This window comes from Micromonospora sp. NPDC005686 (assembly GCF_042871665.1).
Taxonomy (GTDB): Bacteria; Actinomycetota; Actinomycetes; order Mycobacteriales; family Micromonosporaceae; genus Micromonospora.
The window spans coordinates 577,179-589,786 of the sequence record NZ_JBIAIY010000003.1; the positions used below are offsets into that span (position 1 = coordinate 577,179).

A 12,608-nucleotide genomic window follows, 5' to 3' on the forward strand; every position below is an offset into this window, starting at 1 on the left:
GCATGCTGCGCCTGACCCTGCGCCAGGTCCGCGCCGACGGCCTGCGCCTGCTGCTGTCCTCGCTGGCGATCGTGCTCGGCGTCGCGTTCGTCGCCGGGACGCTGATGTTCATCGACGGCATGCGCGCCGGGGCGTACGAGCGCGCCGGTGAGTTCGACAGACACACCGACGTGGCCGCGTACGCCGGGACCGACCCGCTGCCCCCGGCGCTCGTGGACCGGGTACGCGCCGTCGACGGGGTGGCGGCCGCCGCGGGCGAGCTGACCGGCTCCGCCGGGGTGGTCGGCGCCGACGGCCGTCCCGTGCTCGGGTACGCGGTGCTCGCCGCGATCCCCACCGAGGCGGACCTCCAGTCCTACGACGTGGTGGCCGGGCGGCTGCCGCAGCGCCCCGGCGAGGTGGTGCTGGACGACGAGACCGTCGCCGAGCAGCGCTTCACAGTGGGCGGCCCGGTGTCGATCGGCGGGCGGGACGGTGCGGCCCGCCCGTACACCCTGGTCGGCGCCGTCGACGTGGACGGCAGCTCCCGCGACGTCGGTGGCCCGTACATCGGGCTGACCGGCCCGGACGCGCTCACCGTCAGCGGCGAGAAGGGCTATGGCCGGATCATGGTGGCGGCGCGGCCCGGAGTGGACGCGGCGGCGCTCGCCGACCGGGTCCGCGCCGTGGTGGGGCCGGACGTGACGGTCCGGGACCGGGACGCCGTCCTCGACGCGGCCGTCGACGACGCGGTACGCGACCTGCGGCAGTTCGGGATGCTGCTGGGTACGTTCGCGGCGGTGGCGGTGGTGGTGGCCGGCTTCGTGATCGCCAACACCTTCGCCATCGTGCTCGCCCAGCGCTCCCGGCGTACCGCGCTGCTGCGCCTGGTCGGCGCCACCCGGGGTCAGATCTACCGGGCCACGCTGTCCGAGGCGGCGGTGACCGGCCTGCTCGCCTCCGCGGCCGGGGTGCTGGCCGGTGCGGCGGTGGCCGTGGGCCTCGGCCTCCTGCTCGCCGGCGCCGGGGCGCCGCTCGGCGGCGGACTCACCCTGACCCCGCGTACGCTGCTGCTCTCGCTGGGGCTGGGGACGCTGCTCACCGTCGCGTCGGCCGCGTTGCCGGCCTGGCAGGGCACCCGGGTCGCCCCGGTGGCCGCGCTCACCGACGCGGCGATCAACCCGGTCCGCCCGGCCGGGCGGCTCCGGCTGGCGGTCGGCGCGCTGGCGCTCGCCGCCGGTGTGGCGGCGCTGGCCGGCGCCGGGGCCACCGGTCAGGTGGTGCTGGTCGCGGCCGGCGGGTTGCTGGCCTTCGGCGGCATCGTGGCGTTCGGCCCGGTGCTGGTGCCGGCGCTGGTACGGGTGCTCGGCTGGCCGTTCCGCGCGGCGTTCGGCGCCACCGGCGGGCTGGCCGTGTCGAACGCGGTGCGCAACCCGCGCCGGGTCGCCGCCACCGCGACGGCCATGGTGATCGGCATCGGGCTGGTCTCGGCCTTCGTGGTCGGCGCGGCGAGCGTCAAGTCCGGCATCGAACGCGCGGTGGACGCGCGGATCGGCGTGGACTTCCTGGTCACCGGCATCGGCGGTGACCTGCCGGCGACGCTCGCCGGCGACCTGGCCGCCCGCCCGGAGCTGGGTGTGGTGCACGAACAGCGCAGCCGGGTGGTCGGCGACGTGCAGCTACGCGCCGCGCATCCGGCGCTGGTCCGGCGGACGCTGTCCGCTGTGGACGCCGGTGACCCGGCGGACCTGGGGCCGGGCTCGGTGCTGGTGCACCGCGAACTGGCCGCGGACCGGGGCTGGACGGCCGGCTCCACGATCACCCTCGCCGGGCGGCCGTTCCGGGTCGCCGCGGTGGTGGCCGACGAGGAGCCGGTGCTGGCCGGCAGCCGGGTGCCCGCCGGTCACCTGGTGGACGTGCTGGACACCGACTTCAGCGCCCTGTTCCCCGCCGAGCGCGGCTACCTGGCCGAGGTGGACCCGGTCGCCGGGGTGAGCGTCGACGCGGCCCGGGCCGCTGTCCAGTCGGTGCTGGCCCGATACCCGACGGTGAACGTGATGGACCAGGCCGCGTACAAGAAGATGCTCACCGGCACGGTCGACCTGGTGCTGGGGTTCGTCACCGCGCTGCTCGGCCTGGCCGTGGTGATCTCGCTGGTCGGGGTCGCCAACACGCTCAGCCTGTCCGTGGTGGAACGCACCCGGGAGACCGCGGTGCTGCGCGCGGTCGGCCTCAGCCGGGCCGGGATGCGGGGCGTGCTCGCGGTCGAGGCGGTGCTCACCGCGCTCGTCGGCACGCTGCTCGGCATCGCGCTCGGCGCCGGGACGGCGGCCGGGGCGATGGCCGTGGTGGCCCGCATCGGCGGTGACTTCACGCTGGTGCTGCCCTGGGGACGGATCGGACTGATCGTCGCGGTGTCGGTGGTGGCCGCGCTGCTCGCCTCGGTCCTGCCGGCCCGCCGGGCCCTGTCCCGGCCGGTGGTGGCGTCGCTCGGCGCGGACTGACCGCCTCGGTCCGGACACGGACGAGCCGGCTCCGCCGTGGGCGGGACCGGCTCGTGGGTGCCGTGGGTCAGGGCTGCGTGGCCGGCTGCCCGCCGGTGTCTCCGCCGCCGGTGCCGGTGCCGGGGTCGGCGGTGGTCGGGTCCGGCGCCGGCGCCGTGGTGGGTGCCGTCGTCGTCGGCGCGCTGGACGGCGTGCTGCTCGGCTCGTCCGTCGGGGCCGGCTCGTCAGTCACGCTCGGCTGCGCCGACGGGATCGCCGAGGCGCTCGGCGTCACCGATGGCGTGGCCGACGCCCGGCCGCCCGGACCGGCCGGGCGGTAGGTGTAGTAGTCGTCGTCCGCCGACGGCTCGTCGGCGACCGGCTCGGCGGCCTGGTCGCTCGGCGCCACCGCGGGCGCCGTCTTGTCGATCTTCGTAGCCGGTTCGGCCGTGTCGTTCGCGGCCGCCAACAGCGCGCCCAGCGCGCCAATCGCCACCAGCACCGCGCCCAGCGCCCCGACGAGCGTGCCGCGCCGGCCCCGCCGCCGCGACGTCGCCACCGCGGCGCCCGGGCGGACCGCCGGCTGGTCGTCGCGGGACCGCCCCGTACCCGCCGCGCCGCGCAGCGCCACCGTCGCGGTCGACGTGTCGGTACGCGCGGCCCGGGCCGCGTCGGCCATCGCCGCAGCGCTCGCGTAGCGGTCGGCCGGGTCCTTCGCCAGCGCCCGCGACACCAGTTCCCGCACCGACGCGGGGATCTCCGCCGGCAGCTCCGGCGGCTCGTCGTCGAGATGGCGTACGGCCACCTGGAGGGGGTTGTCGCCGGTGAACGGCGGGCTGCCGGTGAGGCAGCAGTACGCGACGGCGCCGAGCGCGTACACGTCGGTGGCGCCCGAGACGGGCCGGCCGGCGGCCTGCTCCGGCGCCATGTAGAGGGCGGTGCCGGGCACCGCGTTCGTGCTGGTGATGCTCGTGACGTTGGTCGAGCGGGCCACCCCGAAGTCGACCAGGACCACGGTGCCGTCGTCCTGCACGAGCAGGTTGCTCGGCTTCACGTCCCGGTGGACGATGCCCCGGCCGTGCGCCGCGTGCAGCGCCTGCGCCACCTGGGCCACGATCGACATTGTCTCGGCGACCTCGAGCTGCCCGGCGGTCTCGATCCGCCGCGACAGCGGCTCACCGGCGACGAACTCCATCACCAGGTAGTCGGCCCGCCCGCCGCTGGGCAGCTCGTCCTCGCCGCAGTCGAAGACCTGGACCACGCCGGGATTGCGCAGCGAGGCCATGATCCGCGCCTCGGAACGGAATCGGGCGATGAAGTCGGGGTCGGACACCAGGGCGGGAAGCAGCACCTTCACCGCGACCTGGCGACCGAGGACCAGGTCGGTGGCACGCCAGACGTCGCCCATGCCGCCGGTGGCGACACGGTCATCCAGGCGGTACCGACCGCTGAGTACGACGTCTGAGGACAGCACCCCCATACCGTACCCACAGCAGGCGCGAAGTATTTCCCGCGATATCCGCGTCCGGCTCCGCCGGCCCGAACGGCCGGGTGTCCGGCAGCCGGGACGCCGATCGGCTGATCGTGATCGACCCGGTACGATCGGCCAGAAAGTCAGGCGCCCCCGCGCTCGCGGTCCGCCGTACCGGCGGTGATCCGTCCGGGGGAGCGTCGCGACCGCCCTGAGTGTTACCCCGACACGCCGATGGCAGGGCTAGACATTTCTCTCTGTTTTCCCCGCCTCCGACGGCTTGCGAAGCACCCGGTCCCTCCCGGTGTCGGCCCGACTCCCGGCTGCCCCGGGGCGCCGGTACGGTATGTCCCGCCGACGCCCGTGCCGCGCGGCAGTGTCCAAGGCGCACCGCACGCTCGTGCGCGTGCCTGATCAGCTCACCGGGGGGCCGAGTGCGGATGGCGGTGTGGTCGGCTCCCGTCGACGCCCGGCGTCGGGCCGTCACGGGACGGCGAGCGTGACGGCCGAGCTGAACGAGGCGGTCGCCGGGGCGCAGGCGGGCGACGAGGAGGCGTTCCGTTTCCTCTACCGCAGCCTGCAACCCGCGCTGCTGCGCTACCTGACCGCGCTCGTCGGCGCCGACGCCGAGGACGTGGCCTCGGAGGCGTGGCTCCAGATCTCGCGCGACCTGCCGTCGTTCACCGGCGGCGAGTTCCGCGCCTGGGTGGTCACGATCGCCCGCAACCGAGCCATGGACCATCTGCGCCGGCAGCGGCGGCGTCCCTCCGTGCCGGTGCCCGTGCAGGCGCTCAACGACCTGGCCGCCGACGTCGACACCGCCGACCGGGCCGGTGAGGCGATCGCCACCGAGAGCGCGTTGGCGCTGATCCGTACGCTGCCGCCGGCCGAGGCCGAGGCGGTGATGCTGCGGGCCGTCATCGGCCTGGACGCGGAGACGGCCGGGCGGGTGCTGGGCCGGCGTCCCGGTGCGGTTCGTACCGCCGCGCACCGGGGCCTGCGCCGGCTGGCCGCGCTGCTGGAGCGCTCGGCGGCGCAGGCCGCGCCGGACGACGCCCGGGACGCCGTCGCGTCGCGTCCCCGTACCGACCGCCAGGTGCCGCACGCGCCCGAGGCCGAGCCGGCGGAGGGCTGACGTGAGGGGAGACGACGGCATGCACGCTCGCCGGTCCGGCGGGCCCGCCGACCGGGCGGAATCCGACCGCCTGCTCGACGCGGCGCGTGTCGGCACACCGCCGGGGACCGACGCCGACCCGCTGACCCGGCTGCTGTCCGCCGCTGCCGGACCGGCGGTCCCCGGCGAGATCGCCGGGGAGGAGCGGGCGCTCGCCGCCTTCCGGGCGGCCCGCGAGGCGGCCGGGACGGCCCCGGCGGCGGCAGCGGTGGCCGCGCCGCGCCCGCGTCGGCGCCTGCGGATCGCCGCCGCGCTGTCCGGGCTGGCCGCCACCGCGGTCGCCGGGGTGGCGTTCGCCGCCGTGCGCCTGGACCGCCCTCCCGAGCCGGTTGTCCCGCCCGCGACGACGGCCGGCCCCACCGGCGCCGGACCGACCGGCACCGGCCCCGCCGTCACCGGGCCGTCCCGGCCGGCGCCGAGCACCCCGGCCGGTGACGCGTCCGACGCGGCGTCGCCACCGGCGCCGTCCGGGACACCGAGCGCCAAGGCCGGGCCACCCGCGTCCCCGGCCCCCACGGGCCGGATGGCCGGCCACTGCCGCGCCTACCTGGCCAAGTCGGAGCGGCAGCGGGAGAAGGCGCTCACCACGCCGGGCTTCGCCGACCTGGTGGCCGCCGCGGGCGGCCCCGAGCAGGTGGAGAGCTACTGCCGGAACCTGGTCGGCGCGCCGGCGGACGACCCGGACGACGAGCCGGAGCCCGAGCGCCCGGGTCCGCGGACGGACGACTGAACGCCGCGGCGCAATCAGATTCCGGACAAAATTTCATCTCTCCGGGCAAGCGGATCTCGTCTGCTAGACAGAGGATGGTGGGGCGGCGTCCCGTGCCGTCCCGGCCGGGCGCGTCGCGACGACGTCGTCGCCCATCGCCGAGGAGGAGCCGTCCCATGGTGATGTCGCCGGACCTGGACCGGGCAGTCGTCCTGGGGGACGAGGAGGCGGCCCGGGGCCACCTCGCCCGGATCTGCTTCAAGACCGGGCCCCCCGCACTCGTCGGCGTCGAACTGGAGTGGACCGTGCACGACGCCGCGGACCCGGCCCGGCCGGTCGACCGCGAGCGACTACGCGAGGCGCTGGGGCGGCACAGCCCCGTGACCCTCGATCCCACCAGCCCGGCCGACGAGCTCCGGCGCGGCGGCGCCGTGACCGTGGAGCCCGGCGGGCAGGTGGAGATCTCCGCGACACCGCGATCGTCGGTTGCCGCGCTCATCCTGGCCACCGAGGCAGACGTCGCCGAGCTGCGGGCCCGGCTGGACGCCGCCGGCCTGGTGCTCGGCCGCAGCGGGATCGACCCCTGGCGTCTGCCCCGGCCCGTCGTGGAGACCCCCCGCTACCGGGCCATGCGCTGCGCCTTCGACCGGCGCGGCCCGGCCGGACGGGCGATGATGTACAGCACCGCCGGCCTCCAGGTCTGCCTGGACGCGGGCGAGCCGCACCACTTCGCGCAGCGATGGGCCGCCGCGCACGCCGTCGGCCCGCCGCTGCTCGCCGCGTTCGCCACCGCCGACCGGCATGCGGGCCGCCGCACCGGCTGGGCGTCCGCCCGGATGGCCACCTGGCTGGCCATCGACCCGGCCCGGACCAGGCCGGTGTGGTCGCCGCAGCGCGCCGACGAGGACCCGGTGACGGCCTGGACCGGGTACGCGCTCGCCGCGCCGCTGCTGTGCGTACGCGGCGACGGCCCGGACTGGACCGCGCCGCCCGGTGTCACGTTCGCCGACTGGCTGGCCGGCGCGCTGCCCCGCCCGCCCACCACCGACGACCTGGAATACCACGTCAGCACGCTGTTCCCGCCGGTGCGCCCGCGCGGCTACCTGGAACTGCGCTACCTGGACACCCAGCCCGGCCCGGAGTGGACGGTGCCGCTGGCGGTGCTGGCAGCGCTCTTCGCCGACCCGGCCACCACCCTGGACGCGCTCGCCGTGGCCGCTCCGGTCGCCGACCGGTGGCGCGCGGCGGCCCGGTGCGGGCTGGCAGAGCGTCCGCTGGCGAGCGCCGCGGCGGCGCTGTTCGACCTGGCCCTGACGGCCCTGCCCCGGCTCGGCCTGCCGGACGGCATCCACGACGAGACCGAACGAGCGATCCGGCGGCGCCGCGCTGCCGCGGAGAGGGGACACCGGTGACCACCACCGAGCGACTACGCGACCGAATCGCCGCCGAGATGGAGCGGACCCGGGCCCGTACCGCCCTGCTGACCGATGCGGTGGACGACGACGACCTGGTCCGGCAGCACTCCACGCTGATGTCGCCGCTGGTCTGGGACCTGGCGCACGTCGGCAACCAGGAGGAGCTGTGGCTGGTCCGCGACGTCGGCGGCCGTGACCCGGTGCGCCACGACATCGACGACCTCTACGACGCGTTCAAGCAGCCCCGCAAGGACCGGCCGGCGCTGCCGCTGCTGCCGCCCGCCGAGGCCCGCGCCTACGTGCGGACCGTGCGGGACAAGGTGTTCGACCTGCTCGACGGCATCCGCTTCACGGAGGGGCCCCTCGTCGCCGACGGGTTCGCGTTCGGCATGATCGTGCAGCACGAGCAGCAGCACGACGAGACCATGCTCGCCACCCACCAGCTGCGCGCCGGCGCCCCGGTGCTGGACGCGCCGCCCCCGCCGGAGCCCCGGGCCCGGGTCGGCGGGGAGGTACGGGTGCCGGCCGGGCCGTTCACGATGGGCACCTCCACCGACCCGTGGGCGCTGGACAACGAGCGTCCGGCGCACACCGTCGACCTGCCCGCGTTCTTCATCGACGCCGCGCCGGTGACCAACGGGCAGTACCGGGCGTTCGTCGCCGACGGCGGCTACGACGAGCCGCGCTGGTGGGGCGAGGCCGGCTGGCGGCACCGCGTCGAGGCGGACCTGAGCGCGCCGCTGCACTGGCGGCGCGACGGGGACGGCTGGGCGTACCGCCGGTTCGGCCGCTGGTCGGCGGTCCGCGACGACGAGCCGGTGGTGCACGTCTGCTGGTACGAGGCGCAGGCGTACGCGGCGTGGGCCGGCAAGCGGCTGCCGACGGAGGCGGAGTGGGAGAAGGCGGCCCGCTGGGACCCGGCGACCGGCCGGTCCCGGCGCTACCCGTGGGGCGACGAGGACCCGGCCGGCGAGCACGCCAACCTGGGCCAGCGGCACCTGTGGCCGGCGCCGGTCGGCGCGTACCCGGCCGGCGCCTCGCCGCTGGGCGTGCACCAGCTCGTCGGCGACGTCTGGGAGTGGACCTCCTCGCCGTTCCGGGGGCACCCGGGCTTCACCGCGTTCCCGTACCGGGAGTACTCGGAGGTCTTCTTCGGCGACGACCACCGGGTGCTGCGCGGTGGCTCGTTCGGCACCGACCGGTCCGCCTGCCGGAGCACGTTCCGCAACTGGGACTACCCGATCCGGCGGCAGATCTTCAGCGGCTTCCGCTGCGCCCGCGACGCCGGGCCGGAGGAGTGAGCCGGCTCGATGTGCCGTCACCTCGCGTACCTCGGTCCACCCGTGCTCCTGCGCGACCTGCTGTCCGACCCGCCGTACGGGCTGCTGCGCCAGTCGTGGGCGCCGCGTGACATGCGCGGCGGCGGCACGATAAACGCCGACGGCTTCGGCGTCGCCTGGTACGCGGGCGACGGCGACCCGGTCCGTTACCGGCGGGCCCAGCCGATGTGGAGCGACACCACGCTGCCGGAGCTGGCCGCCGTGACCCGCGCGGGCGCGGTGCTGGCCGCCGTCCGTTCCGCCACCGTCGGCATGCCGCTGCACGAGACCGCCGCCGCCCCCTTCGCCGAGGGGCGGTGGTTGTTCAGCCACAACGGCGTGGTGCGGGGCTGGCCGGACAGCCTGGTCCCGCTCGCCGCCGGCCTGCCCGTCCGCGACCTGATCACCCTGGACGTGCCGACCGACTCGGCCGTGCTGTGGGCGCTGGTCCGGCACCGGCTGCGCGGCGGCGCCCCGCCGGACGTGGCGGTGGCGGACACCGTCGCGGCGGTGACCGCCGCCGCTCCCGGCTCGCGGCTGAACCTGCTGCTCACCGACGGTACGACGGTGGTGGCGAGCACGGCCGGGCACGCGCTGTCGGTGCGCCGCGGCCCGGACTCGGTGCTGCTGGCGTCCGAACCGTTCGACGACGACCCGGCCTGGCGGTCCGTGCCCGACGGCCGGCTCGTGGTGGCGACCGCGGGCGGGCTCGACGTGCGGGAGACTACCGCCGCCTGACGATCCGTACCCACCGTAAGAGAGGACACTCGATGAGCGCGGAGCCGCTGGAGATCCACCTGGAGCAGCAGGACCTCGACCGTGGTCTGCGGGAGGACGTGCGGGTCGGGCTGGCCGACACGCCGAAGTGGCTGCCGCCGAAGTGGTTCTACGACACCCGGGGCAGCGAGCTGTTCGAGGAGATCACCCGCCTGCCGGAGTACTACCCGACCCGGGCCGAGCGGGCGGTGCTCGCCGCGCACGCCGCCGACGTGGCCACGACGACCGGCGCGAAGACGCTGATCGAGCTGGGCTCGGGTTCGTCGGAGAAGACCCGGCTGCTGCTGGATGCGTTCACCCGCCACGGCGACCTGGGGACGTTCGTGCCGCTGGACGTGTCGGTGAGCGCGTTGCGGTCGTCCACCGAGCAGATCGCCGCCGCGTACCCGGGGCTGCGGGTCCGGGGGATCGTCGGCGACTTCACCCGCCACCTGGACCGGCTGCCCACCGGGGGCCGGCGCCTGGTGGCGTTCCTCGGCGGCACCATCGGCAACCTGCTGCCGGCGGAGCGCGCCGGGTTCCTCACCGCGATGCGCGCGGCGCTGGAGAGCGGCGACTGGCTGCTGGTCGGCACCGACCTGGTCAAGGACCCGGGCGTGATCGTGCCCGCCTACGACGACGCGGCGGGCGTGACCGCCGAGTTCAACCGCAACGTGCTCCGGGTGATCAACCGCGAGCTGGGCGCGGACTTCGACGTCGACGCGTTCCGCCACGTGGCCGTCTGGGATCCCGAGCGGGAGTGGATCGAGATGCGGTTGCGCACCGAGCACCCGACCCGGGTGCGGATCCTGGACACCGACGTGCTGTTCGCCGCCGGTGAGGAGCTGCGTACCGAGGTGTCGGCGAAGTTCCGCCCGGAGGGGATCGCCGCCGAGCTGACCGCCGCGGGGTTCGACAGCCGGGCGTTCTGGACCGATCCGGACGGGTTGTTCGGGGTGAGCCTGGCCCGGGCCGACTGAGGGGCGCCATGATCCACACCCGGTGACCGGGCCGGCCGGCGATCGGCTAGGCTGGTTGGCGCGAAGGGGAGTAGCCCCCAATGTCGTGGTCGACACACTGGTGCGTTCCGCACCCGGCCACGCGGCCCCGGTCTCCGGGGCGGGCGAGACCTTCGACTCAGGCTGTCGCAGCCGGGTCGAGGGCGCCCCCGTTCCTCCTCCCGGCTTGATCGGGAAGGTTCACATGGAGGGTTTCCTCGTCGCGCTGGTGGTCAGCTTCGGCGTCATCTTCGTCGCCGAGCTGGGCGACAAGTCCCAGCTCATGGCGCTGACGTTCGCCACGCGATTCAAGCCGGTGCCGGTGCTCATCGGCATCACGATCGCCACCGCCGTCGTCCACCTGGCCTCGGTGGCCATCGGGTACGGCCTGAACGCCGCCCTGCCCACCGGGTGGATCTCGCTCATCGCCGGTCTGGCGTTCCTCGGCTTCGGCGCGTGGACGCTGCGCGGCGACCGGCTGACCGAGGAGGAGAAGCGCAAGGCCGAGCGTGGCGGCCGCTCCGCGGTCATCGCCGTCGGCGTGGCGTTCTTCCTGGCCGAGCTGGGCGACAAGACCATGCTCGCCACCATCACGCTGGCCACCAAGTACGGCTGGTTCGGCACCTGGCTCGGCTCGACGCTCGGCATGGTCGCCGCGGACGCGCTGGCGATCATGGTGGGTCGGATGCTCGGCCGGCACCTGCCGGAGCGGGCCATCCGCTACGGCGCGGCGGTGCTGTTCGCCATCTGCGGCCTGTGGTTGGTCTTCGAGGCGGTCACCGAGCTGAACTGACCGCAGCGGCACCGGCCGCCGTCCCCCCAGCGGGGACGGCGGCCGGTGCCGTCGCCGTCAGGCCGGGCGCTCCTGGTAGACGTCCGGAATGCCGTCACCGTCGGCGTCCCGGCTCTCCCGTTCGCTGATCCGCCGGTAGGCCCGGTTGCGGCGGACCAGCACCACCGAGGCGAGCAGGGCCGAGGTCAGCGAGGCGAGCAGCACTGCCACCTTCACGCCGTCCTCCTCCGGGCTGCCGGCGCCGAAGGCCAGCTCGCCGATGAGCAGCGACACGGTGAAGCCGATGCCGGCCAGCAGCGCCAGCCCGAGCAGATCGGCCCAGGTGATCTCCTCGTCCAGTTCGGCCCGGGTGAACCGGGCGAGCAGGTACGTCGAGCCGAACACGCCGATCACCTTGCCGAGCACCAGCCCGGCGGCCACCGCGAGCACCACCGGGTTGCCGAGCACGCCGCCCAGGTCCACACCGACCAGCGTCACCCCGGCGGCGAAGAAGGCGAAGACCGGTACGGCCAGGCCGGCGGAGACGGGCCGCCAGCGGTGTTCCAGCCGCTCGGCCAGGCCGGGTGCGCCGTCGCGCCCGCGCAGCACCGGCACGGTGAACCCGAGCAGCACGCCCGCCACAGTGGCGTGCACGCCGGAGGTGTGCACCAGCGCCCAGGCGGTCACCGCGAGCGGGATCAGCGCCCACCACCAGGTGCGCCGCCGCTGCACGAGCAGCCCGAACGCGGCGATCGGCAGCAGCGCGGCGAGCAGCGGCAACGGCTGGAACCCGGCGGTGTAGAAGATCGCGATGATGGTGATCGCGAAGAGGTCGTCGACCACGGCGAGGGTGAGCAGGAAGGCACGCAGCCCTTGCGGCAGGTGGGAACTGATCACGGCGAGCACGGCGAGCGCGAAGGCGATGTCGGTGGCGGTGGGGATGGCCCATCCGCGCAGGCCCGTGCCACCGGCGCTGAGCGTCACCGCCAGGTAGATCAGCGCGGGGGCGACCATGCCGCCGAGCGCGGCGATCACCGGCAACGCGGCCCGCCGGGGGTCACGCAGGTCACCGGCGACGAACTCGCGCTTGAGTTCCAGACCGACCACGAAGAAGAAGATCGCCAGCAGCCCGTCGGCGGCCCAGGTGCGCAGGTCGAGGTCCAGGTGCAGCCCGGCGCCGCCGGGCCAGGGCACCCAGCGGCTCAGTTCGGTGTACCCGGCCCGCCACGGCGAGTTGGCCCAGATCAGGGCGAGCACCGCGCCGAGCAGCAGCAGGCCGCCGCCGACCGTCTCGGTGCGCAGCACGTCGGCCAGGAAGCGGGCCTCCGGCCAGGAGCGGCGGGACAGCAGGCGGGGGCGGCGCGGGGTGTGCTGGTGCATGTGGGTCCGTTCGGAAGCTGGGGTCGGCGGAGTCATCGCCGACCAGGCTTCCCGGCACACCTGGGCCAACCCTATCGAGCACCGGCCGTCCGCGCGAGCCGGTCTCCGGCCGACGGGACGCCGATCCCACCTCGTGGGTGCGGCGTCCCGTC

Annotated in this window: 10 protein-coding genes; 8 read left to right on the forward strand and 2 right to left on the reverse strand. The window is 75.5% G+C overall.

Annotated elements, in window-relative coordinates:
• Positions 1 to 2 precede the first annotated feature (2 nt).
• Entirely contained in the window at positions 3 to 2,483 is a 2,481-nt protein-coding gene (locus ACFYON_RS09795; RefSeq protein WP_387188481.1) for an ABC transporter permease, read from the forward strand.
• Positions 2,484 to 2,550: 67 nt separating this feature from the next.
• Here the strand turns inward: ACFYON_RS09795 and ACFYON_RS09800 are convergent, their stop codons facing one another.
• Positions 2,551 to 3,936 carry a serine/threonine-protein kinase gene (locus ACFYON_RS09800; protein ID WP_387188478.1) on the reverse strand — a complete coding sequence of 462 codons (1,386 nt, stop codon included), beginning with the start codon at positions 3,934 to 3,936 and terminating at the stop codon, positions 2,551 to 2,553.
• Between the two features lie 496 nt (positions 3,937 to 4,432).
• On the opposite strand from ACFYON_RS09800, the gene ACFYON_RS09805 reads away from it, so the two are divergent.
• The 7 genes from ACFYON_RS09805 to ACFYON_RS09835 all read left to right on the forward strand — a co-directional run bounded on the left by ACFYON_RS09805 (position 4,433) and on the right by ACFYON_RS09835 (position 11,097).
• Positions 4,433 to 5,068, forward strand: a complete 636-nt coding sequence (locus ACFYON_RS09805; RefSeq protein ID WP_354863544.1) for an RNA polymerase sigma factor — start codon at positions 4,433 to 4,435, stop codon at positions 5,066 to 5,068.
• 19 nt (positions 5,069 to 5,087) lie between these two features.
• Positions 5,088 to 5,837 carry a hypothetical protein gene (locus tag ACFYON_RS09810; RefSeq protein WP_355014828.1) on the forward strand — a complete coding sequence of 250 codons (750 nt, stop codon included), beginning with the start codon at positions 5,088 to 5,090 and terminating at the stop codon, positions 5,835 to 5,837.
• Between the two features lie 155 nt (positions 5,838 to 5,992).
• On the forward strand, positions 5,993 to 7,228 hold the full coding sequence (gene egtA, locus ACFYON_RS09815; RefSeq protein WP_354863540.1) for an ergothioneine biosynthesis glutamate--cysteine ligase EgtA: 1,236 nt from the start codon (positions 5,993 to 5,995) through the stop codon (positions 7,226 to 7,228).
• Positions 7,229 to 7,266: 38 nt separating this feature from the next.
• On the forward strand, positions 7,267 to 8,532 hold the full coding sequence (egtB, locus tag ACFYON_RS09820) for an ergothioneine biosynthesis protein EgtB (protein WP_354864476.1): 1,266 nt from the start codon (positions 7,267 to 7,269) through the stop codon (positions 8,530 to 8,532).
• A gap of 9 nt (positions 8,533 to 8,541) precedes the next feature.
• Entirely contained in the window at positions 8,542 to 9,288 is a 747-nt protein-coding gene (gene egtC / locus ACFYON_RS09825) for an ergothioneine biosynthesis protein EgtC (protein WP_354863538.1), read from the forward strand.
• Positions 9,289 to 9,320: 32 nt separating this feature from the next.
• Complete coding sequence (gene egtD, locus ACFYON_RS09830) at positions 9,321 to 10,286, forward strand: L-histidine N(alpha)-methyltransferase (protein WP_354863536.1); 966 nt, start codon at positions 9,321 to 9,323, stop codon at positions 10,284 to 10,286.
• A 223-nt stretch (positions 10,287 to 10,509) separates the two neighbouring features.
• Positions 10,510 to 11,097 (forward strand): TMEM165/GDT1 family protein, encoded by a 588-nt coding sequence (locus ACFYON_RS09835; RefSeq protein ID WP_354863534.1) that lies wholly within the window; start codon positions 10,510 to 10,512, stop codon positions 11,095 to 11,097.
• Between the two features lie 57 nt (positions 11,098 to 11,154).
• Here the strand turns inward: ACFYON_RS09835 and nhaA are convergent, their stop codons facing one another.
• Positions 11,155 to 12,456: a Na+/H+ antiporter NhaA gene (gene nhaA, locus ACFYON_RS09840; protein ID WP_354863532.1), complete on the reverse strand. Its 1,302-nt coding sequence runs from the start codon at positions 12,454 to 12,456 to the stop codon at positions 11,155 to 11,157.
• Positions 12,457 to 12,608 lie beyond the last annotated feature (152 nt).

Bases quoted from the DNA above. Each gene is read 5' to 3' on its own strand.
- nhaA (WP_354863532.1), bottom strand. From the start codon at position 12,456: ATGCACCAGCACACCCCGCGCCGCCCCCGCCTGCTGTCCCGCCGCTCC.
- egtC (WP_354863538.1), top strand. From the start codon at position 8,542: ATGTGCCGTCACCTCGCGTACCTCGGTCCACCCGTGCTCCTGCGCGAC.
- egtD (WP_354863536.1), top strand. From the start codon at position 9,321: ATGAGCGCGGAGCCGCTGGAGATCCACCTGGAGCAGCAGGACCTCGAC.
- ACFYON_RS09795 (WP_387188481.1), top strand. From the start codon at position 3: ATGCTGCGCCTGACCCTGCGCCAGGTCCGCGCCGACGGCCTGCGCCTG.
- egtB (WP_354864476.1), top strand. From the start codon at position 7,267: ATGGAGCGGACCCGGGCCCGTACCGCCCTGCTGACCGATGCGGTGGAC.
- ACFYON_RS09810 (WP_355014828.1), top strand. From the start codon at position 5,088: ATGCACGCTCGCCGGTCCGGCGGGCCCGCCGACCGGGCGGAATCCGAC.
- ACFYON_RS09835 (WP_354863534.1), top strand. From the start codon at position 10,510: ATGGAGGGTTTCCTCGTCGCGCTGGTGGTCAGCTTCGGCGTCATCTTC.
- egtA (WP_354863540.1), top strand. From the start codon at position 5,993: ATGGTGATGTCGCCGGACCTGGACCGGGCAGTCGTCCTGGGGGACGAG.